This is a genomic window from Streptomyces filamentosus (genome assembly GCF_014654895.1).
Classification (GTDB): Bacteria; Actinomycetota; Actinomycetes; order Streptomycetales; family Streptomycetaceae; genus Streptomyces; species Streptomyces filamentosus.
The window spans coordinates 147,952-167,736 of sequence record NZ_BNBE01000001.1 but is presented as its reverse complement, the minus strand read 5'-3'; the positions used below and the strand labels follow the sequence as shown (position 1 = coordinate 167,736).

25 protein-coding genes are annotated in these 19,785 nt (G+C 70.3%); 12 read left to right on the top strand and 13 right to left on the bottom strand.

What is annotated here, in order from left to right; translation table 11 throughout:
• Positions 1 to 522: 522 nt before the first annotated feature.
• The 6 genes from IE326_RS00930 to IE326_RS00905 all read left to right on the top strand — a co-directional run bounded on the left by IE326_RS00930 (position 523) and on the right by IE326_RS00905 (position 5,246).
• On the top strand, positions 523 to 747 hold the full coding sequence (locus IE326_RS00930; RefSeq protein WP_150235255.1) for a hypothetical protein: 225 nt from the start codon (positions 523 to 525) through the stop codon (positions 745 to 747).
• 337 nt (positions 748 to 1,084) lie between these two features.
• On the top strand, positions 1,085 to 2,335 hold the full coding sequence (locus IE326_RS00925; RefSeq protein WP_190040534.1) for a cation:proton antiporter: 1,251 nt from the start codon (positions 1,085 to 1,087) through the stop codon (positions 2,333 to 2,335).
• Positions 2,336 to 2,459: 124 nt separating this feature from the next.
• Entirely contained in the window at positions 2,460 to 2,771 is a 312-nt protein-coding gene (locus tag IE326_RS00920) for a CBS domain-containing protein (RefSeq protein WP_190040533.1), read from the top strand.
• A 98-nt stretch (positions 2,772 to 2,869) separates the two neighbouring features.
• Positions 2,870 to 3,631 (top strand): hypothetical protein, encoded by a 762-nt coding sequence (locus IE326_RS00915; RefSeq protein WP_190040532.1) that lies wholly within the window; start codon positions 2,870 to 2,872, stop codon positions 3,629 to 3,631.
• A gap of 641 nt (positions 3,632 to 4,272) precedes the next feature.
• Positions 4,273 to 4,638, top strand: coding sequence for a hypothetical protein (locus IE326_RS00910; protein ID WP_190040531.1), 366 nt, complete (start codon positions 4,273 to 4,275; stop codon positions 4,636 to 4,638).
• A gap of 56 nt (positions 4,639 to 4,694) precedes the next feature.
• Positions 4,695 to 5,246 carry a DM13 domain-containing protein gene (locus IE326_RS00905; protein ID WP_190040530.1) on the top strand — a complete coding sequence of 184 codons (552 nt, stop codon included), beginning with the start codon at positions 4,695 to 4,697 and terminating at the stop codon, positions 5,244 to 5,246.
• A gap of 113 nt (positions 5,247 to 5,359) precedes the next feature.
• On the opposite strand, the gene ehuA is transcribed toward IE326_RS00905, so the two are convergent.
• From ehuA to ectA, 8 genes are all read right to left on the bottom strand, one after another.
• Positions 5,360 to 6,154 carry an ectoine/hydroxyectoine ABC transporter ATP-binding protein EhuA gene (gene ehuA / locus IE326_RS00900; protein ID WP_190040529.1) on the bottom strand — a complete coding sequence of 265 codons (795 nt, stop codon included), beginning with the start codon at positions 6,152 to 6,154 and terminating at the stop codon, positions 5,360 to 5,362.
• Entirely contained in the window at positions 6,144 to 6,779 is a 636-nt protein-coding gene (gene ehuD, locus IE326_RS00895) for an ectoine/hydroxyectoine ABC transporter permease subunit EhuD (protein ID WP_190042115.1), read from the bottom strand. The genes ehuA and ehuD overlap by 11 nt, the downstream gene beginning before the upstream one ends.
• Entirely contained in the window at positions 6,779 to 7,456 is a 678-nt protein-coding gene (ehuC, locus tag IE326_RS00890; RefSeq protein WP_190040528.1) for an ectoine/hydroxyectoine ABC transporter permease subunit EhuC, read from the bottom strand. The genes ehuD and ehuC overlap by 1 nt, the downstream gene beginning before the upstream one ends.
• A 12-nt stretch (positions 7,457 to 7,468) precedes the next feature.
• Positions 7,469 to 8,386, bottom strand: a complete 918-nt coding sequence (gene ehuB / locus IE326_RS00885; protein WP_190040527.1) for an ectoine/hydroxyectoine ABC transporter substrate-binding protein EhuB — start codon at positions 8,384 to 8,386, stop codon at positions 7,469 to 7,471.
• A gap of 32 nt (positions 8,387 to 8,418) precedes the next feature.
• Complete coding sequence (gene thpD / locus IE326_RS00880) at positions 8,419 to 9,318, bottom strand: ectoine hydroxylase (protein WP_190040526.1); 900 nt, start codon at positions 9,316 to 9,318, stop codon at positions 8,419 to 8,421.
• A 45-nt stretch (positions 9,319 to 9,363) separates the two neighbouring features.
• On the bottom strand, positions 9,364 to 9,768 hold the full coding sequence (locus IE326_RS00875; protein WP_190040525.1) for an ectoine synthase: 405 nt from the start codon (positions 9,766 to 9,768) through the stop codon (positions 9,364 to 9,366).
• Positions 9,769 to 9,803: 35 nt separating this feature from the next.
• Positions 9,804 to 11,075, bottom strand: coding sequence for a diaminobutyrate--2-oxoglutarate transaminase (gene ectB, locus IE326_RS00870; protein ID WP_190040524.1), 1,272 nt, complete (start codon positions 11,073 to 11,075; stop codon positions 9,804 to 9,806).
• Between the two features lie 81 nt (positions 11,076 to 11,156).
• Positions 11,157 to 11,705, bottom strand: a complete 549-nt coding sequence (ectA, locus tag IE326_RS00865; RefSeq protein WP_190040523.1) for a diaminobutyrate acetyltransferase — start codon at positions 11,703 to 11,705, stop codon at positions 11,157 to 11,159.
• A 343-nt stretch (positions 11,706 to 12,048) separates the two neighbouring features.
• Between ectA and IE326_RS42070 the strand changes: the two genes are divergently transcribed.
• On the top strand, positions 12,049 to 12,462 hold the full coding sequence (locus IE326_RS42070) for a four-helix bundle copper-binding protein (RefSeq protein ID WP_506417381.1): 414 nt from the start codon (positions 12,049 to 12,051) through the stop codon (positions 12,460 to 12,462).
• A 28-nt stretch (positions 12,463 to 12,490) separates the two neighbouring features.
• Here IE326_RS42070 and IE326_RS00860 read toward each other — a convergent pair whose 3' ends face one another.
• On the bottom strand, positions 12,491 to 12,979 hold the full coding sequence (locus IE326_RS00860) for a nitroreductase family deazaflavin-dependent oxidoreductase (RefSeq protein ID WP_190040522.1): 489 nt from the start codon (positions 12,977 to 12,979) through the stop codon (positions 12,491 to 12,493).
• A 129-nt stretch (positions 12,980 to 13,108) separates the two neighbouring features.
• Between IE326_RS00860 and IE326_RS00855 the strand changes: the two genes are divergently transcribed.
• Entirely contained in the window at positions 13,109 to 13,771 is a 663-nt protein-coding gene (locus IE326_RS00855; protein ID WP_190040521.1) for a hypothetical protein, read from the top strand.
• On the opposite strand, the gene IE326_RS00850 is transcribed toward IE326_RS00855, so the two are convergent.
• Together IE326_RS00850 and IE326_RS00845 are read right to left on the bottom strand one after the other, a co-directional pair.
• Positions 13,705 to 14,232 (bottom strand): MarR family winged helix-turn-helix transcriptional regulator, encoded by a 528-nt coding sequence (locus IE326_RS00850; RefSeq protein ID WP_190040520.1) that lies wholly within the window; start codon positions 14,230 to 14,232, stop codon positions 13,705 to 13,707. The two genes, IE326_RS00855 and IE326_RS00850, sit on opposite strands and share 67 nt — an antisense overlap.
• Positions 14,233 to 14,241: 9 nt before the next feature.
• Positions 14,242 to 15,288, bottom strand: coding sequence for a PP2C family protein-serine/threonine phosphatase (locus IE326_RS00845; protein ID WP_190042114.1), 1,047 nt, complete (start codon positions 15,286 to 15,288; stop codon positions 14,242 to 14,244).
• A 230-nt stretch (positions 15,289 to 15,518) separates the two neighbouring features.
• On the opposite strand from IE326_RS00845, the gene IE326_RS00840 reads away from it, so the two are divergent.
• The 4 genes from IE326_RS00840 to IE326_RS00825 all read left to right on the top strand — a co-directional run bounded on the left by IE326_RS00840 (position 15,519) and on the right by IE326_RS00825 (position 17,807).
• Entirely contained in the window at positions 15,519 to 15,695 is a 177-nt protein-coding gene (locus IE326_RS00840) for a transposase domain-containing protein (protein ID WP_308440320.1), read from the top strand.
• A gap of 77 nt (positions 15,696 to 15,772) precedes the next feature.
• Positions 15,773 to 16,267, top strand: a complete 495-nt coding sequence (locus tag IE326_RS00835; RefSeq protein ID WP_190040518.1) for a hypothetical protein — start codon at positions 15,773 to 15,775, stop codon at positions 16,265 to 16,267.
• A 58-nt stretch (positions 16,268 to 16,325) separates the two neighbouring features.
• Positions 16,326 to 16,565, top strand: coding sequence for a hypothetical protein (locus tag IE326_RS00830; protein ID WP_190040517.1), 240 nt, complete (start codon positions 16,326 to 16,328; stop codon positions 16,563 to 16,565).
• A gap of 180 nt (positions 16,566 to 16,745) precedes the next feature.
• Positions 16,746 to 17,807: an NAD-dependent epimerase/dehydratase family protein gene (locus tag IE326_RS00825; RefSeq protein ID WP_190040516.1), complete on the top strand. Its 1,062-nt coding sequence runs from the start codon at positions 16,746 to 16,748 to the stop codon at positions 17,805 to 17,807.
• Positions 17,808 to 17,829: 22 nt separating this feature from the next.
• On the opposite strand, the gene IE326_RS00820 is transcribed toward IE326_RS00825, so the two are convergent.
• On the bottom strand, positions 17,830 to 18,942 hold the full coding sequence (locus IE326_RS00820; protein ID WP_190040515.1) for a sensor histidine kinase: 1,113 nt from the start codon (positions 18,940 to 18,942) through the stop codon (positions 17,830 to 17,832).
• Positions 18,939 to 19,670: a response regulator transcription factor gene (locus IE326_RS00815; RefSeq protein WP_190040514.1), complete on the bottom strand. Its 732-nt coding sequence runs from the start codon at positions 19,668 to 19,670 to the stop codon at positions 18,939 to 18,941. The genes IE326_RS00820 and IE326_RS00815 overlap by 4 nt, the downstream gene beginning before the upstream one ends.
• Between the last annotated feature and the right edge of the window lie 115 nt (positions 19,671 to 19,785).

Below are 19,785 nucleotides of genomic sequence, written 5' to 3'. Positions count from 1 at the left end.
GAGCTGTTCCCACTCTTCCCAGGCCATCAGACCCCTTCCCCCGTGTGTGCTATCGCTCCGACGTGCTCCAGGAGCTGAATCGATCTGCTGCTCGAAGTTCCGACCATAGCAACCGGGTTCGGTGGGAAAAGAGCCCCGTCAGGCGGTGCTGTTCAGAGGAGGAGCCGATCGTGGCAAGAACAGGTGGCATGACCACCTGGCGCCCGGATCTGTCTGTCTCGCTGGCGCGGTCCGGCAGCCTCGGGCAACCTCACGCGCCGGACCACTGCCAGGCCGAGAGCGGTGTCCGGCCCGGCGGCAGCCGGTGATCGACGGCGCACCCGGCTCCTCGGCCCTTGGAGCGGTCGTCCAATCGTCCCGTCATGTCGAGTCAGGCCGTGGGGAGTAACTGGGTCGGCATCGGTCAGGCGACAAGACTGCCGACCGATGGCAAGGCAGCTGCTCCTGCCCTCGCCGCACAATGGCAAACAGTGCAGAACAGCGGCCAAACCGCTGCCGAGTCACGGAAGCGAAGGGGGAACCATGGCCAAGCCTGTACGCGCACGAATCGGCAAGCGGGAGATTCGCTGCCTGACGTGCGGGGGTGATGTTTTCCGGGAGCGCGAGGTGAAGCTCAACAGCACGGGGATGGAGTTCTTCAACCTCGCGTGGGCGAACGAGTCGGCCACCGGGCTGATCTGCTGGTCCTGTGGGTACGTGCAGTTGTTTGTCAACGGTGGCATCAGTCTGTACCGCGCGGACGCATGAGTTCAGGTCCTGGCCGTGCCCCACGACCGCCCTTGCGCGGCCGTGCCCGTCGGAGCCGTACGGGCTCCAGAACCGATTCGACCGTCGCCGACCGGTCTTCCTGGCGACCTGGACGGACACCGCATCCGCGGGCGAGCTGCCCGGCTTGGGGTGGCGTAGTAAGAAGATCCCTTCCTTTGTAATTGCCGGACCTCGGCAATAGATGCCGGGATTTCGTGCGTGTCAAGGTTCTGTCAATGCCGCGTAGGGAAGGTGTAAGTTTCCTCGTGGTGTGCCGGGAAGTCTGGTCGGCGAGCAAGGGACACGTGTCTTATTTGCCGATCGGGGGACTTCCTTCATGGTGCTTGTCGCCGTCTTCGGGGCCGCGCTGCTCGTCGCGGTCCTGCTGTCCGGGCTCGCCGCCCGTACCGTCCTGTCGACCTCGCTGCTCTTCCTGCTCGGCGGAGCGCTCGTCAGCGACGGCTTCCTGGGGCTGATCCATGTCACGCCGGAGAGCGAGATCGTCGCGGTGACCGCCGACCTCGCGCTGTTCGCCGTGCTGTTCACCGATGGGATGCACGTCTCCTTCGCCAAATTGCGGGCGAACTGGCGCAATCCGGTCAGGGCGCTCGGGCTGGGCATGCCGCTCGCCTGCGTCGGTATGGCGCTGATCACCCACTACCTGGTCGGCCTGGACTGGACGACGTCCTTCCTGGTCGGCGCGGTCCTGGCGCCGACGGACCCGGTGTTCGCCTCCGCGATCGTGGGCCGCAAGGAGGTGCCGGCCCGGCTGCGGGAGCTGCTGAACGTGGAGAGCGGCATCAACGACGGGCTCGCCCTTCCGGTGGTCCTGATTCTCATCGCCGCCGCCGGCCCGACCGCGGCCGGTGCGGAGGCGTCGTACGGAAGCATCGCCCTGGAGCTCGGCCTCGGTCTCGCTTTCGGCGTGCTGCTCCCGCTGATCGTCAACGGGCTCGTACGCCTGCCGCACTTCGGCGCCGAGCCCAAGCTGCAACCTCTGCTGCCGCTGGCCACCGGGATCATCCTGTACGCGGCCTGTCACCTCACCCACGCCAACCCCTACCTCGCCGCCTTCTCCGCGGGCGCGGTCCTCGCCGCCGTCGCGCCGGAGTCCCACAAGGCGTTCGAGCCGCTGGGCGAGGCGCTGGCGGAGCTGGCCAAGTTCGCCGCCCTCCTGGTCTTCGGCGCCCTGCTGACCCCGCAGCTGTTCGGCGACCTCTCCTGGGGCGGCTACGCAGCCGCCGTCCTCGCCATCGTGCTGATCAGGCCCGGTTCCCTGCTGCTGTCCCTGTGGGGCACGAGGATCGACCGCCGCGAGAAGCTGGTGGCCGCATGGTTTGGCCCCAAGGGCTTCGCGTCGGTCGTCTACGGACTGCTCGTCCTCCAGGCCGGCATTCCGCAGGGACAGGAGGCGTACACGCTCATCGCCGTCTGCATCGCCTTCTCGATCATCGCCCACAGCAGCACCGATGTCCCCATCGCCCGCCTCTTCCACGTCGACGACCTCATCGGCACCGGTACCACGCCTCCGAAGACCTCCGGCGGCGGGACGAGCACGGGGGAGACCATCCCGCATGCACGCGCGTGATCTGGCATGGCCCTGTACCTCTGTCCGGCTCGACACCCGCCTCTGGGACGCCGTGGGCCTGCTCATCCGCGAAAGGGCGCCGGCACTCGTCGTCGTGAGCGCGGACGGACATCCCCTTGCCGCAGTGCCTCCCACCACGATCCTCAACGCCGCTCTGCCCCGCCCCGTGCGGGACGACCCCCTGCTCGCCGCAGTCGTGGGCGAGGCACTCGACGAGACGGTGCGGGCCGGGGCCGGCGAGATCCTCCTCGCGGACATCCTGCCCACGCGTCCGCCCGGTCCGCCGGTCGTCAGCCCCGACGCGTCACCTCTCCACATGGCCGCGGTGATGGAACGCACCGGCTGTCCCGTCGTCCTGGTCGTGGACTACACCGACGAAGAGCCGCACCTGCTCGGCACCGTGGACGCCACCACCCTGCTCCAGCATTTCTTCTGAATCGCACAGCCGCCCCCCGAGGGAGACATGGACGTCCCACCTCAGACTGCCATCAGGAGCCTCACGCACCCTGGGTTCTCCGGCCACAGGACCTCGCCATGAGCACGCGCCGACGAACCCTCTGGCACCGGGCGTGGGGAGCCGTCGCCGCCCTCCTGGGCCTTGCCGCCCTCACCGTCGTGTCCCTCGGCCTGGCCGCGGTACCCCAGGCAGTGACGGACGAGCGCCAGTACCTCCAGGCCGAGACCTGCGCCGATGCCACTCCCGCGCCTCACGCAAGCTGTCTCCATGCCCGCAAGGCCCGCGTGGCCACTGTCGTCATCCGGGACGAACCTAAGCATGAGGAGTTCGCCCTCCGCCTGCACAAGACACCGGGGCTTCCCCAGGAGATAGACATGGGTGGTGAAGGGCCGCTCCTCGAACGCCTCGAAGCGGGCGACGACGTCACCGTCACCCTGTGGCGCGACCACGCCGTCGTCGTCGCCCGCGACGGAATCGCCCAGGAAACAGCGGACACCCCGGAAGACGAGGCGGATTTCATCCTCGCTGTCGCCCTCGCCCTGATCCCCATCGGCGCCTTCCTCCTCCACACCGGAGCCTCCGCCTGCGCCGGGGCCCGTGCCTGGGCCGCTACCGGGCTGCCCGCTGTGCTCGTGCTGCGGCTGAAATGGGCCCTCGGCTCCACCCTGTGCGTGCTGCCCGCTTTCGCCCTCGCCGGCCTGGCAGAGCTCGGGCCGGTCGGCGAGGCCCTCCTCTGGTGCGCCATGGTTCCGCTCGTCCGCCACTACCTCGCCTGGAAGGCCGTACGGAGCCGAGGTCGGCACGCGCGCCCCCTCGCGGCGGGAAGCACGCTCTTGTGACCAGCGGCCGACCATGCCCACGCGGTCCCGCTCCGCTACACGCCTGGGACTTCGGCGCACCGCAGGCCCGGAGCGGCGACCTACGGCTCTCGGGCTGGTCAACCTGCCGACCATCTCCTGCATGAGGGAGGGCGACACTCCTGTTCCAGATTCTGTGGAACTTTCTGCGCACGGTCATCCTGCCGCCGCTCGGCGTCGCCTACCTGCGGGGCTGGGCCCCCACGTCGGTCACGCGGTTCCGATTCGCGCGCGGTGCGGGCACTCGGGACCACCGTTCGGCCGTCTGAGTCCCGGGCGCGCGGCGAGGGGCGCGTCGTCGCGGGAGACGCATTCGTCGTCCACGCGTCCCGTCCGACAGGGGGGCCATAGCGACCTTTGAAGTTGCGGACGGCACACTGGTGCAAGCCAGTGGCTGCTGTTCTCTGGGCGATGCCAAGAAGGTCGGCGAACGCACCGAGGGCTGGTGATCGAGATCGCCGGCCGAGGTTCCGGGAAACGACCTGGCCCCACGAAAGCACACCGTTCGGCCGGCCGCACGTGAGTGCCCTCCGGCGGAGACCGTGCCGGCCGTCGAGCTCGGCTTTCCCGTGATGAAGGTGATGCGTTGAAAGACTGGTACGAGCCCTGCGCGGATGCGACGGTTGCAGACCGATCTGCCGATCACGAGGTCCGCCATGTCCGTTCTGCCTTTTGCCGCCCCTCTGATGGTGCTCGTCTCCACTGTGTGGGCGGTGGTGCCGCTTCTCTGCATCCGCCGTCGCCGGGCCGGGCTCGTCCTCTCCGCCTCACATCTCGGCGTGACGGTGGTGATCCTTCGCCCCTGGGCCGTGGAGTGGTACTGGGACGAAGGCGCTTTGCTGGTGATGGTCTTCGGGCAGGGTTGCCTCGTCGCGCTGGGGCGGCTGGCCTTCGAGGCGAGTCCTCTCGGCGCCCGCCGTGCGAGGCGGTCGAGTGATCGAGACGTCCAGGCCGTAAGAGATTCGTCATCCGGTGCGGCTTCTCTGTAAAGGGTGTCCCCCGCTTGGATGGGGAAGACAGTGAAGTCGAACCGGAGGAGGGCACCATGGAACGCCGAAGGAAGTGGGCGCTGTGGGGCGGTGTCGCCGCAGTGGTGGCGGCCTCAGCCCTGATGTGGTTCAAGCCGTGGGCCCTGTGGGTGGACGAGACGGTGAACGAGGCTCTCCCCACGAGCGCACCCACCACCGAGGCAGTGGTCCCCACCGCCTCCGGTGCCACGTCGCCCGCGCCCGCGCCGGTCGGTCCGACGACCGTGGCGGAGGGAGTCTTCATCAGTCACGAACACGACACCTCCGGCACCGCGAAGGTGGTCCGTCTCGCGGATGGCACCCACACCCTGAGGATCGAGGAGCTTGACACGAGCAACGGGCCGGACCTTCGGGTCGTCCTCAGCGACGCGCCAGTCGTGGAGGGGAAGGCGGGCTGGCACGTCTTCGACGACGGGCGTCACGTCACGCTTGCCAAACTCAAGGGGAACAAGGGCGACCAGAACTACGCGCTGCCCGCCGACGTCGACTGGTCCCAATACACCAGCCTCAGCATCTGGTGCGACCGCTTCGATGTTTCCTTCGGCGCCGCCGCCCTCACTCGCGTTTGACGAGGGAGCCCTCGCCTTCCCTCTGCTGCCGCATTCCGTCGGCGTGCCAGCCCTGGCGGGCAATCGGCGTCCAACGGGTGACGGGCTGGACGGTCGGCTCTGCGAGCGGCCGCTCACCGGATCGTTCTCAGGAACGCCCGGGTCCGTTCGTGCTCCGGGTCGTCGAGCAGCCGCTCCGGGGCATCGGACTCCAGCACGCGGCCCTCGTCGAACATGAGGATCCGGTGCGAGATGTCGCGGGCGAAGCCCATCTCGTGGGTGACGCAGAGCATCGTGATGTCGGTGCCGGCCGCCACGTCCCGCAGCACGTCCAGGACCTCCGCCACCAGCTCGGGGTCGAGCGCGGAGGTCACCTCGTCCAGGAGCAGCAGCTCCGGGCGCATCGCCAGGGCCCGGGCGATGGCGACGCGCTGCTGCTGGCCGCCGGAGAGCCGGGTGGGGTGCTCGTCCTCCTTCTCGGCGAGACCGACGAGTCCGAGGAGGTCCCGGGCGCGCGCGGCGGCCTCGTCGCCGTCGAGGCCCAGGACGTGCCGGGGCGCCTCCATGACGTTGGCGAGGACGCTCATGTGCGGGAAGAGGTTGAACTGCTGGAACACCATCCCCACGCGCCGGCGGCGCGGGGCCAGGTAGCGCTCGTCCGCCGGGACGAGCTTGCCGCCCGCGCGGCCCGACGGCATGTGGGAGTACGGCTCGCCGTCCACGTGGACGACGCCGTCCGTGACCCGCTCCAGCGTCATCAGCAGCCGCAGGATCGTCGTCTTCCCGGAGCCGCTCGGGCCGATCAGGGTCACCCGCTCGCCCGGCGCGACCGCCAGGTCGAGCCCGTCGAGGACGGTGTGGTCCCCGAACCGTTTCGTCACCCGGGCGAACCGCACCTTCTCCGGTCCGTGGTCGGTCTCAGTGGGCAAGGCGGGCCTCCAGTCGGCGGACGAGCACGGACGTCGGCCAGCTCGCCAGCAGGAAGACGGCGGCGGCCAGGGTGAAGCTCTCCAGATAGGCGAAGTGGGTGCTGCCGAAGGTGCTCGCCTCGTGGACCATCTCGTTCACCGTGATGACCGAGAGGAACGGCGTCTCCTTGAACATGGAGACCGCGTAGTTGCCGAGCGCCGGAAGCACCTTCCGCACGGCCTGCGGCAGCACCACGGCCCGCCACACCCGGCGGCGCGGCAGCGACAGTGCCGTGCACGCCTCCCACTGGCCCTTCGGCACGGCGTCGATGCCGGCGCGGTAGACCTCGGAGAGGTACGTGGCGTAGTGCAGCCCCAGCACCAGCACCCCGAGCGTCAACGGGTCCAGGCCCGGCACCAGCACCCAGGCGGCGAACAGCTGCACCATCACCGGCGTCGAGCGGACGAACGAGGCCAGCGCCCCCACCGGCAGGGCGATCCACCGGGCCCCGGAGCGCTGGACCAGGGCGACGCCGAGCCCGGCGACCACCGCGACCGCGAAGCCGAGGACCGTCGCCAGCAGGGTCACGCCGAAGCCGGACAGCACGACGGGCAGCGCGGCCCGCGCCGCGTCCATGTCCCACATCACGCACCACCGCTTTCCTGGCCGAGCCGTTCCTTCGCCGTTCGCTCCAGCGCGTTCATGCCGGCTCCCAGAAGCGCTGCCACGCCGAAGTAGAGGAGCAGGAGCACCAGATAGGCGGACGCGGTGGCGCCGGTCGCCGAGCGGAGCTGATCGATCTGGAAGGTGAGGTCGGCGACGGTGACCAGGGACAGCAGCGGGGTTGCCTTGAGCAGTTGGATGAGGAGGTTCTTGAAGGGCGGGAGCATGAGGACGTACGCCTGCGGCAGCACGACCCGCCGCAGCCGCAGGACCGGCCCCATGCCCAGCGCGATCGCCGCCTCGGTCTGGGCGGCGGGCACGGCCGCGATCGAGCCCCGCACCACCTCCGCGCCGTACGCCCCGTAGTTGAGCCCGAAGGCGAGCACCCCGCAGGCCATCGGCTCCAGCCGGAAGCCGAGCATCGGCAGCGCGAAGAAGAGCCAGAACAGCTGGACGTAGAGCGAGGTGCCGCGCAGGAACTCCACGACGACGCGGGCCGCGCCGCGCACCACGACGGCCCGGGAGCGGGCGGCCAGGCCCAGGCCGAAGGCGACGAGCAGCGCGAGGGCCGCGCCGAGCACCGTCGCCTCCAGGGTGACCAGGAGCCCCTCGCCGATCGCAGGGAGGGCCCGGCCCAGCTCGGGGAGGAAGTCAGCCATGCCGGCGGCCCGTCACGCTGTGCAGAGATCGGTGGTGCGCAGGGTGCGCGGTGGCACCTCGCGCTCGGTGAAGCCGTACTTCCCGATCAGCCCCACGTACCGCCCGGGGTCACCGGTGATCTTGATGAGCTCGGCGTTGAACGCGTCGCGCAGCGTCGTGGCACCCGGCCGGAAGACGGCACCACCAGGGCTGTATTGCTCGACGCCGTCGATCTCCGGTACGAACGGTTCGAGGACCTGGACGGCGGCCCCCCGGTTGGTGCGGGCGAGCCAGCGCAGCGAGATGCCGGTGAGCGCGAAGGCGTCGATCCGTCCGGCGAGCAGGGCGTCGAGTCCGTCCTGCTGCTTGCCGACCGTCACCAGGGCCCCGTCCGGGACGCCCGCGGCCTTCGCGTAGCCGCCCTCGACGGCGGCGGTCAGGACGCCGACCCGGATGCCCTTCGCCGCGCAGGACGTCAGGTCGCTCAGGCCCTTCGGGTTGCCCTCGCGGACCATGAGGGCGGTGGGGGAGACGAACTCCGGCTCGGAGAAGGCGACCTTGGCGCAGCGCTCGGGGGTGATGGCCATGCCGGCGCTCACCACGTCGAACCGTCCGGCGAGCAGCCCGGGGATGAGGGCGCCGAACTCGGTGAGGGTGGGCCGGAGTTCGGGGATGCCGAGGGCGGTGAAGATCTCCCGGTGGAGGGTGGGCGCCTCCCCGGCGAGCTCGCCGCCGTCCTGGAAGCCGTACGGGGCCTCGCCGGCGAAGCCCACCCGGACGTGACCCTGCTTCCGCAGCCTCGCCAGCAGGTCCGCATCCCCGCCGGGGCCATTGGCGCCGATCTCGGTACGGGTGCAGGCGCCGAGGAGGGCCGGGGCGGCGATCAGGGTGCCGATGCCCAGCGAGCGGGTGAGGAAGCGGCGGCGGTCCAGGGAGGGAAGGTGCTTCATGAGGTCCTTTCTGTGCCGGAGGTTCACCGGGATCAGCCGATAGGGGTGGTGTCGCGGGCGGCGATGAACGAGGGCCGGCGGACCGGCGCGGCGAACGGCAGCTCCGGTGCGTTCTCGACGCTGTTGAAGACGAGGAAGACGTTGCTGCGGGGGAAGGGGGTGATGTTGTCGCCGGAGCCGTGCATCGCGTTGCAGTCGAACCAGACGGCGGACCCCGCCACGCCGGTGAAGTGCTCGATCCCGCAGGCCTCGGCGAAGGTCGTGAGCGCCTTGTGGGAGGGGGTGCCGGCGTCCTGCATCCGCAGCGACTGCTTGTAGTTGTCCTTGGGGGTCTCGCCGGCGCAGCCGAGGAAGGTGCGGTGCGAGCCCGGCATGATCATGAGGCTGCCGTTGGTGGTGAAGTTCGGGGTCAGCGCGATCGACACCGACACGGCCCGCATGAGGGGCAGTCCGTCCTCGGCGTGCCAGGTCTCGAAGTCGGAGTGCCAGTAGAAGCCGCTGGCGCCGAAGCCGGGCTTGACGTTGATCCGGGACTGGTGGACGTAGACGTCGGAGCCGAGGATCTGCCGGGCCCGGTCCACGAGCCGGGGGTCGGCGGCGAGCCGGGCGAAGACCTCGCTGATCCGGTGCACCTCGAAGACCGAGCGGATCTCCTGGGAGCGCGGCTCCACGATCGACCGCTCGTCGTCGCGCACTGCGGGGTCGTTGACCAACCGGTCGAGTTCCGCGCGGAGTTCGGTCACCTCGTCCGGGGTGACGAGGGCGTCGACGGCGAAGAAGCCGTTGCGGTCATAGCTCTCCAGCTCGCGCGGCCAGAACGGCCCCGGCGTGCCGGGCTCGGACCAGACGACGGGCTCCTTGCGGTAGACGAGGGCCTCCTCGGTGCCGCGGGTGGGGTACGGGTCGACGGGGCGGGCGGGGGCGGTGGTCATCGCGGTGCTGGCCTTTCTCGTACGTACGGGGGAGGGGCGGGGCGGTCAGGCGCCCTCGGGCTCGGTGAGCAGCGGGTACACGCCGTTCTCGTCGTGGTCCTCGCGGCCGGTGACCGGCGGGTTGAAGACGCACAGGCAGCGGAAGTCCTCCTTGACCCGGAGGGTGTGCCGCTCGTGGCCGTCGAGGAGGTACATCGTCCCGGGGGTGATCGTGTACGTCGTCCCGGTCTTGTGGTCGGTGAGTTCGGCCTCGCCCGCCGTGCAGACGACGGCCTCGACGTGGTTCGCGTACCACATGGCGGTCTCCGTCCCGGCGTACAGGACGGTCTCGTGGAGGGAGAAGCCGACGCGCTCGCGGGCGAGGACGATGCGCTTGCTCTCCCAGGTGCCGGAGGCGGACTTCACGTGCCGCTCGGTGTTCTCCAGTTCCGCGAAGGTGCGGACGATCATGGCGGTGGCCTTTCCGTGCGGTGGGTCGGGCGGTCTCAGGCGGTGTGGCGGACGGCGCGGGCGAGGATGCCGAGGCCCTCGTCCAGCTCGTCGTCGGTGACGGTCAGCGGCGGCAGCAGCTTGACGACCTCGTCGCGCGGCCCCGACGTCTCGACGAGCAGGCCCAGTTCGAAGGCACGCCGGCACACCGCCCGCGCCCGACCCTCGTGCAGAAACTCCAGGCCCCACACGAGACCGCGGCCCCGGTACGACATCCCGAGCCGCTCATGCCCGGCGGTGAGGTCGCGCAGAGCACTCTCGACTCGTCCGGCCTGCCGCAGCGTGCGGTCGCGCAGGGTGGAGTCCCGCCAGTAGGTGTCGAGGGCGGCGGTGGCGGTGACGAAGGCCGGGTTGTTGCCGCGGAAGGTGCCGTTGTGCTCGCCGGGCTCCCACACGTCGAGCTCGTCGCGGAACAGGCAGAGCGACATGGGCAGTCCGTAGCCGCTGATGGACTTGGAGAGCGTGACGACGTCCGGGGTGATGCCCGCCTCCTCGAAGGAGAAGAAGTCACCGGTGCGCCCGCAGCCCATCTGGATGTCGTCGACGATCAGCAGCATGTCCCGGCGCCGGCACAGGTCGGCGAGGCCGCGTAGCCACTCGGCGCGCGCCACGTTGACCCCGCCCTCGCCCTGGACCGTCTCGACGATGACGGCGGCCGGGTGGTCGAGGCCGGACCCGGAGTCCTCCAGGAGCCGCTCGAACCAGAGGAAGTCCGGGGTCCTGCCACCGAGGTAGTGGTCGAAGGGCATCTGGGTGGTGTGGGTCAGCGGCACGCCCGCGCCGGCGCGTTTGCCGGCGTTTCCGGTGAGGGCGAGGGAGCCGAGGGACATGCCGTGGAAGGCGTTGGTGAAGGACACGACCGTCTTGCGGCCGGTGACCTTGCGGGCCAGCTTCAGCGCCGCCTCGACGGCGTTGGTGCCGGTCGGTCCAGGGAACATCACCTTGTAGGGCAGACTGCGGGGTTCGAGGACGGCCGAGCGGAAGGTCTCCAGGAAGCTCCGTTTGGCCGTCGTCGACATGTCGAGGCCGTGGGTGATGCCGTCGCTCCCGAGGTAGTCGAGGAGCGGGCGCTTCAGCGCGGGGTTGTTGTGGCCGTAGTTGAGCGAACCCGCCCCCGCGAAGAAGTCGAGGAAGGGACGGCCGTGCTCGTCGAAGAGGCGGCTGCCCGTGGCGCGTTCGAAGACAGTGGGCCAGGCGCGGCAGTAGCTGCGCACCTCCGACTCGACGGTCTCGAAGACGGTGGGTTCGGTATCGGCGATGAGCGTCATGCGGGACTCCAGTACGGGGGGTGGCGGAACGGGGGAGACGGAGCGGGGGAGGGGCGGGGCCGGGCGGCGGAGGGTCCGGCGTCAGAAGGCCAGCGGCGCGATGCGGTGCAGCACCTCGGCCTCGTGGCCGGGCGTAGGGAAGGCACCGGACGGGAGGAGCACCGTCCGGCTCACCCGGGCGCCGTGCCGCCGCGCGTAGGCGCCGAACAGGCGCTCCGACGCGAGGTTGTCCGGGGTGATGGTCGTCTCGACGGCGTCGAGCGGGTACGTGCCGGCGACGCGTTCCGAGAGGTGGTCGAGCAGCGCCCCGGCGATGCCGCGGCCCCGGTGAGCGGCGTCGACGGCGACCTGCCAGACCAGCAGCGTCCCCGGCGCGTCGGGCCGGAGGTAGCCGGTCACGAAGCCCACCGGCCGGCCGTCCGCGTCGCGGGCGACGGCGGAGGTGTCGGCGAAGTCCCGGCACCACAGGAGGTAGCTGTAGGAGGAGTTGACGTCGAGCGTCTCGGACTCCCGTGCCAGCCGCCAGAGTTGGGCGCCGTCGCCGGCCCGTGGCCGTCCGATGGTCCATCCCCGGGCAGAGACCGGCGCTTCGTCCCGGACGTGTTCCGGTGCTGTGTGAGCTGTGGTCATGGGCGCCGAAGTTACCCAGCGCAGTCGACAACTTCTTGGACTGCAGAGGTTCCGTAAGGTGCTGAGATTGTGGTAAGGGCGGGGTGTCCGGCAATCCTCTCGTCGGCTGTAAGGGTGAGATTCAGGGGTCGATACAACCCCTTAATTGGACAAAGCTTCCCCATGTAACGAAAAAGTAACATCTTTGCGTTGTGCCACTTTTGCTACCTGAGTGTTACCGCATCGTCGGCCCGATGGGGGTTTGGCTGGCGGAGGGCGGGTTGAGGGTCTTGCTTTCCTTGCGCATGACTGCCCCGGTCATGGGGAGACGCATCGAGAGGGCTGTACGAAGAGGGTGGTTTTCATGAATCCCCGGATGTCGTCGGTACTCGGCCGCCATCCCGCGGCCATGGCCTCGAGCGAGGCGAGAGAACAGCTGGCGGCCTGCATCGATTCGTGTCTCGTCTGTGCGCAGATCTGTAAGACATGCGCGGATGCATGTCTGGGGGAGGATGGGGTGAAGGGCCTGGTCGGCTGTGTGCGGCTCGATCTCGACTGCGCCGAAGCCTGCTGCGCCACGGCGTCCGTGCTGTCGCGCGCGTCCGGCGGTCTCGACAGGGTCGCTCGAGACCTCCTGAGGATCTGCTCCGACGTCTGTGCGGCATGCGCCGACATGTGTGCGGGCCACGCGAAGGAGTACGCGCACTGTCTGGTCTGCGCCGAAGCTTGCCGGGACTGTCAGCATGCGTGCAAGGACCTTCTGGAGGTCCTGCCCTGACCGCGGATGCCTGGGCTTGCCGCGGTGCTTACCTCGGCTCGTCGGACTTCAGCCGCACGAAGGGGATCTGCTTGCCGGCCGACCGGAAGTCGATGGTGTGTCCGTCGATGGGAAATCCCATGTAGCGGCAGAGCGTCCGTGCGGCGCGGGGATGCCGGCGGGCGTACTCGGTCATGATCCTCGCGCCCTCCTCGGGGGTGGGGAACTGGGCCGTCACGACGTGGTAGCCACGCCCGAACTGGATCGTCGCCTGGGGCGTGTGGCGCAGATTGCGGTACCACTGGGCCTCCGACCCGAAACCGGAGGCGACGGTCCAGGTGTCTTGGCGGCGGTCCCGGGCCACCACTTCCAGGACCACCTCGCGCGATCGGCCCGACTGTCGACCGGTGTGGATCAACAGGAGCAGCCGCCCGCCGAACAAGGGGCCGAGGCCGGCGCGGAAGAGATGGATCGGTGAACGGAAGAGCAATCTTCTCCAGCCGACGGGAGGACGTGGGCGCTGGGGGGAGGTGGGCATGTGGCTGGCCTCCGGGTGTGACAGCTGGCCTCGATACGCCATGGACGCGGTTCGGTAACGTCCCGGCATCGGCTATTTCGCGACGCAAACAAACTATTGCATAGTCTCAACGTGGGGCCGGGAGCACGAGTGAGCGCAAGGCTTCTCGGCGCCGCGCAGTACGCGGGCAACCCTCCGTGGTGGCTGGTGGCCGAGGGCTTCTTCGTCGCTTCCGTCGCGACTCTGCTCGTCGGCGGGGCGAGCACCGCCGCCGTTCTGGTCGGTGTGACCTCGTCCCAGGCTGAGGCGGCCGTTTTGGTGGCGACAGCTGCCGTGGCGCTGTACCTGCTGTTCCTTCGCGCAGGCCATCTGCTGGTCGCCCTCCTCGTGGCCGTCGGTTTCCTCCTCTCCCCGGCCCTTTCGGCGCTCGCCGCCGACGCGGTTCTGTCGGGTGCCGGCCGGACCCGGGACGTGGTGGTGACCGCGGTCGCTCACGAGCCGCTCGACCGCCCTGCCTACCGGTGCTCCGTCCGGCTGCAGGACGGCTCCCCCGTACGGCAGAGGTTGTGGCGCGGGTGTGGACCCGAGGTGATCCCGGGCGACCTGATCGGCATGGTCTACGACCCCGGCGACAGGGTCGCCCCGAGGGGACTCGAAGGACGTGGCCCCTTGCTGCGAAGACTGGCCTGGACGACCGTCCTGCTGCTCGTCTTCGCGGCCGTCTCCTTCGTCGCCACGGTGCGGTCCTATCGTGTCTCGTCCGTGGGGTCGGACCAGCCCAGGGGCAGCGGATCGGCATCCCCCGCCCGGTAGGGCGGTTCCTGGCCGGCCGAGTTGAAGGCGGCGAGCGCGTTGACGAGAGCGCTGCGCTGGGCGGGGTCGAGCCGGCGCAGGATGCCCGTGATCTCGTCCCTGCGCCGCGTGGTCACATGCTGGACGACGCGCTCACCCTCGGACGTCAGGCTCTGCATGGTCTCGCGCCGATTGCCGGGATTGGTGCGGCGACTCACCAGGCCGGCCGCGATCAGCCGGTCCACCATCCGCATGGCGGTGGAAGGCTGGACCCCGAGGTGCTCCGCCAGCGTCACCAGCTTCGACGGCCCGTGGGTGGACAGCACCACGAGCATCCTGAACTGGGGCAGGGTGATGCTCTCCTCGACCGTCGCCAGCGACCGCGCCGACACGGCCACCAGAAGTCGTGAAGCCGTGAGCACGGCGCGCGTGACGGCCTCGATGTCGTCCGGCGCCGGCTCGGCCCCCGCGTGCTTCTGCATACGACCTTTCTACCCTGAGAGACGCGGCTGTCCGTCATGGCCTCCCACTCGCTCGCCCTGCGGGCGGTAGCGCAACAGAAGCAAGGCGGCGTCGTCCCCGAGCGGCCCTTCGGCGTGTCTGACGAGGTCCCCGTGAAGCCTCTCCAGGGCGAGCTCGGGGCTTTCCGCGTCCAAGAGGCTGAGCCGGTCCACCAGCGGGTAGAACGTTCCCCGCCGGTCACGGGCTTCGACGACGCCGTCCGTGTACAGCAACAGCTGGTCACCCGGAGCGAACTTTCCTGTCAGTGGTTCCGGGCTTTCTGTCCCGTCGAGCCCCAGGCCCAGCGGCGGTGCGGGCGTACCCGGCTCGAGGAATCGGGCCGCACCGGCGGAACCGAGCAGCAGGGGCGCGGGATGACCGTAGTTCAGCAGCGTCATGGTCCGGTCCGGCCGTACCTCCGCGATCACCGCGGTGACGAACCGCTCGCCCTGCAGAGTCCGGTCCATCGCCCGCTCCAGCCTTGTGCTCACCCCCACCAGCTCCGGCTCGTCGTGGGCCGCTTCCCGAAAGGCGCCCAGCACGTCCGCCGCCGTCTCCACCGCGTCGAGCCCCTTGCCCTGTACGTCTCCGACGATGACCCGCACGCCCCCGGGGAACGTCACCACCTCATAGAGGTCCCCTCCGATCCGCGCCTCCGCGACGGCCGCCGTGTACGAGACGGCCACGAGGAGCTCGCCTGCCTGACGCGGTACGGGGCGCAGGAGAACCCGCTGCGCGACCTCCGCGATCGAGCGGACGCTGGCCAGTTCCGCCTCCCTGCGGCGACGCGTCACCGCTGCGGCCAGGCCGGCGGCGGTCACTCCGGCCACCGAGATGAGTGCCGTCGTGCCGCGCCGCCCGGGAAACAGTCCGTCGTACCAGCCCAGGGCGAGGCAGAGGATCAGGGCCAGGCTCCCGACGAGGGCGGTGCGGGCCGGTCCACCGGTGAGCCCCGCGAAGGCGGGCCCCAGCGCCACCAGCGGCAGCAGACCGACTGTGGGGCCGGCGGCGACGTCCGCCACCAGAGTGACCCCCATGACGATGTAGGGAAGGAGCGATAGAACCCGGGTTCCGGACGGCTGCTGGTTGGACAAGGCGTTCCCCCGGAAGGTGCTCTTCACTCATGGCTACCTTTAGCCTATGCAACGATCCTGTGGGCGGAGACGGCTGTCCCCGCCGGTTACCGAATCGATGAATCGTCCACCGCTTCGCTTCTGTCGGCAGGCGGCCGGTGGGGGTCGGGGGCCGCGCGGGTCAGTAGGTACGGATCGGGGCTCTGAGTAGGGTGTTCACCGCTGAGCTGGTGGACGGGGTGATGGCCAAGCACGACCGGATCGAGCGGCGCCACCGGCTTCTGTCGGCGAGGCGGGTCGTGTGCTTCGTCCTGGCGCTGTGTCTGTGCCAGGACGGCACGGAAGGTGCCGACGAGTCGATGGGCGAGTGACCGATGCGCAAGAAGTGGCTGCCGCTGACCGCAGTGCGGACGGGACCAGGTCGAGCCGCTCCCGGACCGGAGGAACGGTGAGCGAGGAGCCGGTCTTCGTCAGGAGCGGTTGGGGAACCGGCCGGTACGTCTACAACCACCGCAACCCGGTCGGACGCGCACTCATCGTCCTGGCGCCGCTCATCGTGCTCGGCGGGCTGTACGGAGTGCGGGCCGAGTCGACCTGGAGCGAGGGCGAGCTCCGCGACGCCGTCCACCAGGCCGTCGCGGACCTGGACGGCAAGGCGCACTACACGACTCTCGCGGGCGACCGCGGATTCCTGATCGCCGAGGCGATCCAGGAGAGCGGTATCGGGCCCAGGCACAACATCGAGACGCACAAGGAGGAGGACGGCGGCTACACCGTTGGCACTGAGGACACCGATACCGAGTACTGCGTCCGCGTCACCCTGACCCCGGACCCGGAGCCGCCCGTGGTCTTTCCGGGAATCGAGGACCTGCTCCCGCCCGGCCCCGACGTGCTCGCCTTCTACATCTCCCACGCGACCTTCGGCGAGGGCGCTTGCCGCTGATACTGGTCTCGGTGCCCGTGCTGCTCGTGGCACATCGGTTGGGCAGTAACCTCCTTGTATGCATGACTGGTTCAGACGAATTCCGACGCCCCTTCTGTGGGTTGCGCTGTGGCTGGCCATGACCGCGTTCTGGTGGATCGGCGGTCAGTTCACGGAGGAGCCGAAGTCTCTGGTCCTGTGTGCTGTCTGGGGTGGCGTTCCGATAGTTGTCGTGATGCTGCGCGAGTACTTCCGGTCGTTCGCTGTGGGGGACGGAGTCGGTTCGAGCGACAGGCCCCGGGATCAGGAAGGCCGGTGATCACGCACCGGCTCGTCGCCCGTGTGACGATGCCGTGGGCGTCGGAGCGGCTCCGTGAGAGGGGGCCGACTCGATGGAGCCGGGATGTGGGGCAACCTCGGAAGTCCGTACTGATGACGGAAGCCTTACGTCACGGCATGGATGCCCCCGCGGTGCGGCACCTGCCCCTAACGTCGCACCATGCGCGTACTCGTCACCGGAGGAGCCGGGTTCATCGGCTCGCACATCGTCACGGAACTGCTCTCGGCGGGCCACGAGCCCGTCGTACTGGACGCGCTGCTGCCCAGCGCTCATCCCACTGCCCCAGCGCCCTCGCCGGTGGAGTTCCTGCACGCGGACGTCCGGGACCCGCGGGCGGTACGGTCCGCGCTGGACGGGGTGCAGGCAGTCTGTCACCAGGCGGCCATGGTCGGCCTGGGCAAGGACTTCGCCGACGCCCCTGACTACGTCGGCTGCAACGACCTGGGGACCGCGGTGCTGCTCGCGGCGATGGCGCAGACCGGTGTGCGGCGTCTCGTCCTCGCCGGTTCCATGGTCGTGTACGGGGAGGGACGCTACGAGTGCCCTGCCCACGGTCCTGTACGGCCGGGGCCCCGGCGCGCCGAGGACCTGGCGGCGGGACGCTTCGAGCCCCGGTGCCCCGTCTGCGGCGCCGACCTCGCCCCGGGACTCGTCCGGGAGGACGCGCCTGTCGACCCCCGGAACGTGTACGCGACGACGAAGCTGGCCCAGGAGCACCTGGCCGCTTCCTGGGCCCGCTCGGTGGAAGGAACGGCCGTCTCCCTGCGCTACCACAATGTGTACGGGCCGGGCATGCCCCGTGACACCCCCTACGCGGGCGTGGCGTCGCTGTTCCGTTCGGCCCTCGCACGCGGCGAGGCGCCCCGCGTCTTCGAGGACGGCGGACAGCTCCGGGACTTCGTCCACGTACGGGACGTCGCCGCGGCGGACGTGCTGGCACTGGAAGCCGTCGCCGACCTGCCCGCGGGGGTGCTCACCCCGTACAACGTCGGCAGCGGGGAGCCGCACACGGTGGGCGAGATGGCCGCCGCCCTGGCCCGCGCCCACGGAGGCCCGGAGCCCTTGGTGACGGGGGAGTTCCGGCTCGGGGACGTCCGGCACGTCACGGCCGACTCCACCCGGCTGCGGCATGACCTCGGCTGGCTGCCGGAGGTCGGCTTCGCCGAGGGGATGGAGGAGTTCGCCCGGGCCGGGCAGCGGGCTTCCGCCGCCGCGGTCTGACGCCGTGGTCTGGCCCGCGCGCTCAGCCGGCGGCGGCCGGAAGGACGACTTCGAAACGGCACCCTCCGGGAACGTTGCGCACCGCGGCGCTGCCCGAGTGAGCCTCGACGATGCCCCTCACGATCGCGAGCCCCAGCCCCGCCCCCGCGGGAGGGGTGCGCGCCTGGGTGCCGCGCCAGCCGGTGTCGAAGACCCTGGGCAGGTCCTCGTCCCGGATGCCCCCGCAGCCGTCGGTGACCGACAGGACCACGGTGTCCTCGCGCCGCTCGGCGGCCACCGCCACCGTGCCGTCGGGCGGGGTGTGGCGGATGGCGTTGACGAGGAGGTTGGCCAGGACACGGGTCATCTCCTTCCCGTCCACCTCGACGGGCACCGCCTGGACCGCCTCTCCCGACAGGCGTACGCCGTGCTCGCGGGCGAGCGGATCGGCGCCGCCGAGCGCGTCACCGACCAGGTCGTAGACGGAGAGCCGGCTCGGAGCGAGGGTGAGCGCGCCGGCGTGGATCCGGGAGAGCTCGAAGAGGTCGGCCACCATGGCGGTGAGGCGGTCGACCTCGGTGCGGATCTGCCGGTGGTAGCGGTCGGGGTCGGCCGCCACACCGTCCTCCAGCGCCTCCGCCATGGCCCGCAGCCCGGCGAGAGGGGTGCGCAGGTCGTGGGAGATCCAGGCGACGAGCTCCCGCCGGGACGTCTCCAGCGCGCGTTCACGGCGACGGGACTCGTCCAGCTTGGCACTCGTCGCGGCCAGTTCGAGGGTGAGGGCGGCGAGTTCGGCGGTGGCGGTGCCCCTGGGGGCGGAGAAGCTTCCTCCGTCGCCGAAGTCCCGCGCCGCCTTCGTCAGGGCGTGGCTGCGGGCCACCACCCACCGTCCGAGGAGAAGCGCGACTGCCAGCGAGACGAGGGCGGCCATGGCGACGACGACGGTGACGACCCACAGGTCGTGGGCGGAGAGGAACATCGCCTGGGCGACGGCCAGCGTTCCGGCGAGCATCGCCGTCACGGTGACGGCGGCGACCACGGCCAGGGAGACCGCGACCGAGCGGTGGCGCACGAGCCGCAGGACGACCGCGCCCGCGAGCCCGGCGCACGCGGCCCCCAGAAGCGCGAAGAGGGCGATGAGCAGGACGTCCTTCACTCCGTCCCCTCCTCGTTCTCCGGCTCGAAGCTGTAGCCGAGGCCCCACACGGTACGGATGAACCGGGGCCGGGCCGGATCGTCCTCGATCTTGGCCCGGAGCCGTCGCACGTGGACGGTGACGGTGGACAGGTCGCCGAAGTCCCAACCCCACACCTCCCGCATCAGTTCCTCCCTGCCGTGCACGGTGCGCGGACGGCTCAGGAAGTACGCGAGCAGGTCGAACTCCCTGAGGGTGAGGGCGAGTTCCCGCCCCGCCCGGGTGGCGCGGCGGGTCACGGGATCCGCGGTGATGTCTCCGCCCCGCAGTGGGGGTCCCGGATCCGCCGGGGCGGCGGCCGTACGGGTCCGCCGCAGCACGGACTCGACCCGCAGCACCAGTTCGCGCGGGCTGAAGGGCTTGGTGACGTAGTCGTCCGCGCCCATCTCCAGGCCGGTGATGCGGTCGTCCTCGTCGCCGCGGGCCGTCAGCATGATCACCGGCACGGGCCTGCGCGCACGCAGCCGCCTGCAGACCTCCAGGCCGTCCAGGCCGGGCAGCATCAGATCGAGCACGACCAGGTCCGGCCACCGCCGCTCCGCCCGCAGCAGCGCGTCGGGGCCGTCGGCCGCGTGCTCGACGGAGCAGCCCGCCCGCTCCAGGTAGCCGCCGACCACCTCGGCCACCGTGGGGTCGTCGTCCACCACCAGGATCCGGGCGGGTGCGGTCGGGGTGTCGTGCTCGCTCATGGCGTTCACCCTCGCACCCTCCTGCCGCCGACGGCCACGCCCACCCGGGGGACGCTTCCCGATGTCCGCGTTTCGTAAGGAGTGAAAGGGCCTGAAAACCGTCCGCGATTCCTAC

Excerpts from the sequence above, each read along its gene's own strand:
- ehuC (WP_190040528.1), bottom strand. The coding sequence starts at position 7,456 with ATGGCTGACTTCCTCCCCGAGCTGGGCCGGGCCCTCCCTGCGATCGGC.
- IE326_RS00905 (WP_190040530.1), top strand. The coding sequence starts at position 4,695 with ATGGAACGCCGAAGGAAGTGGGCGCTGTGGGGCGGTGTCGCCGCAGTG.
- IE326_RS00925 (WP_190040534.1), top strand. The coding sequence starts at position 1,085 with ATGGTGCTTGTCGCCGTCTTCGGGGCCGCGCTGCTCGTCGCGGTCCTG.
- thpD (WP_190040526.1), bottom strand. The coding sequence starts at position 9,318 with ATGACCACCGCCCCCGCCCGCCCCGTCGACCCGTACCCCACCCGCGGC.
- IE326_RS00875 (WP_190040525.1), bottom strand. The coding sequence starts at position 9,768 with ATGATCGTCCGCACCTTCGCGGAACTGGAGAACACCGAGCGGCACGTG.
- ectA (WP_190040523.1), bottom strand. The coding sequence starts at position 11,705 with ATGACCACAGCTCACACAGCACCGGAACACGTCCGGGACGAAGCGCCG.
- IE326_RS42070 (WP_506417381.1), top strand. The coding sequence starts at position 12,049 with ATGAATCCCCGGATGTCGTCGGTACTCGGCCGCCATCCCGCGGCCATG.
- IE326_RS00930 (WP_150235255.1), top strand. The coding sequence starts at position 523 with ATGGCCAAGCCTGTACGCGCACGAATCGGCAAGCGGGAGATTCGCTGC.
- IE326_RS00860 (WP_190040522.1), bottom strand. The coding sequence starts at position 12,979 with ATGCCCACCTCCCCCCAGCGCCCACGTCCTCCCGTCGGCTGGAGAAGA.
- IE326_RS00850 (WP_190040520.1), bottom strand. The coding sequence starts at position 14,232 with ATGCAGAAGCACGCGGGGGCCGAGCCGGCGCCGGACGACATCGAGGCC.
- IE326_RS00815 (WP_190040514.1), bottom strand. The coding sequence starts at position 19,670 with ATGAGCGAGCACGACACCCCGACCGCACCCGCCCGGATCCTGGTGGTG.
- IE326_RS00845 (WP_190042114.1), bottom strand. The coding sequence starts at position 15,288 with ATGGGGGTCACTCTGGTGGCGGACGTCGCCGCCGGCCCCACAGTCGGT.
- IE326_RS00915 (WP_190040532.1), top strand. The coding sequence starts at position 2,870 with ATGAGCACGCGCCGACGAACCCTCTGGCACCGGGCGTGGGGAGCCGTC.
- ehuB (WP_190040527.1), bottom strand. The coding sequence starts at position 8,386 with ATGAAGCACCTTCCCTCCCTGGACCGCCGCCGCTTCCTCACCCGCTCG.
- ectB (WP_190040524.1), bottom strand. The coding sequence starts at position 11,075 with ATGACGCTCATCGCCGATACCGAACCCACCGTCTTCGAGACCGTCGAG.
- IE326_RS00825 (WP_190040516.1), top strand. The coding sequence starts at position 16,746 with ATGCGCGTACTCGTCACCGGAGGAGCCGGGTTCATCGGCTCGCACATC.
- ehuD (WP_190042115.1), bottom strand. The coding sequence starts at position 6,779 with ATGTGGGACATGGACGCGGCGCGGGCCGCGCTGCCCGTCGTGCTGTCC.
- IE326_RS00830 (WP_190040517.1), top strand. The coding sequence starts at position 16,326 with ATGCATGACTGGTTCAGACGAATTCCGACGCCCCTTCTGTGGGTTGCG.